Source organism: Escherichia sp. E4930 (assembly GCF_005845405.1).
Taxonomy (GTDB): domain Bacteria; phylum Pseudomonadota; class Gammaproteobacteria; order Enterobacterales; family Enterobacteriaceae; genus Escherichia.
In genome coordinates this window covers 1-990 of sequence record NZ_VCDZ01000076.1, presented here as the reverse complement: position 1 = coordinate 990, position 990 = coordinate 1, and the positions used below count along the sequence as shown (strand labels likewise).

Sequence of the window (990 nt, the reverse complement as noted above, 5' to 3'; positions counted from 1 at the left end):
AAAGTCCTCAGGTCAGCCGGCGCGCAGACCGGCTTCGGTGAAGGTGTATTCGTTGATGAGAAGGGCCTCATCAACAGCGGCATCAGAGGTCAGCCTGTCGTACTCGTTTTCCAGCTGACGGTACAACCAGAAGGCCAGGTCGCGCAGGGCTTCGCTGACAGCGGCTTCCGCATCGGCTGTCATAGCCTGACCAGTCGGACTGTTCCGGGTAACAGTGATATCCATGCTGTACGGATGGCAGTAACGTCCCCGGTGGTGGATTTCAGCCTGCAGTTGCCAGAAGTTACGTTTCTGCACCGCCTGCAGGGCATCCGCGATACGATGGAGTTCATGGTCCTGTGTGGCATACTCCCGGAGCCTCCTGGCTGTTGCTGACTGCCAGTGCCAGCGTCCTTCAAAACAGGCTCCGTCCCCCTGGCTGCAGAATCCGCTGAACCAGATGCACGGCTCTTCCATAAACCTGCCGTTGCTGAGCCGGAAAACGCGCTGGCGGAGGTCAATTCCGAAAATGCCACAGACCGCCCTGAAGTCCTCGTACACGTTTTCATACCAGTTGCTGTCAGAATGGTGCACACGGTACCCGTCGCGGGCTTTTTCCCGTGCAGAAGGGCAGGAAAGTTCATCCAGCGTATACACTGTGGTGGTGATAATGCTGCTCATCAGAATCCCCTTTCTGACTCAGTTCAGAGTGACGCTCATCAACCGGACATACGGGCCAAAACTGTCCTTACGGCGTTCAGCAAACACGGCCAGCACACCGGGAATATCCTGCACTTCACGACCGGTATACGTTTCAGCACTGCCGTGCCAGCGGTACTTACCGGTACAGAACGGAAAAAGACGGGATGCAGGATTCTGTTGGTGAATACGCATGGCTTCACCACGGGTGATAATTTTCATGATGGGATACCTCTGAAGACAGAAGATAAAAGTGAAAACAAGTGTGATGTGGTTGTGATGGTGACGGGTTAAAGCAGACCGTGTTCAGCA

2 protein-coding genes are annotated in these 990 nt (G+C 54.9%); both read right to left on the bottom strand.

Translation table 11 applies throughout. The annotated features are described in order from the left end of the window. Positions 1-12: 12 nt before the first annotated feature. Entirely contained in the window at positions 13-660 is a 648-nt protein-coding gene (locus FFT88_RS25145; RefSeq protein ID WP_135406032.1) for an antitoxin of toxin-antitoxin stability system, read from the bottom strand. Positions 661-678: 18 nt separating this feature from the next. Continuing rightward, positions 679-900 (bottom strand): DUF987 domain-containing protein, encoded by a 222-nt coding sequence (locus tag FFT88_RS25140; RefSeq protein WP_001601167.1) that lies wholly within the window; start codon positions 898-900, stop codon positions 679-681. Between the last annotated feature and the right edge of the window lie 90 nt (positions 901-990).

Excerpts from the sequence above, each read along its gene's own strand:
- FFT88_RS25145 (WP_135406032.1), bottom strand. The coding sequence starts at position 660 with ATGAGCAGCATTATCACCACCACAGTGTATACGCTGGATGAACTTTCC.
- FFT88_RS25140 (WP_001601167.1), bottom strand. The coding sequence starts at position 900 with ATGAAAATTATCACCCGTGGTGAAGCCATGCGTATTCACCAACAGAAT.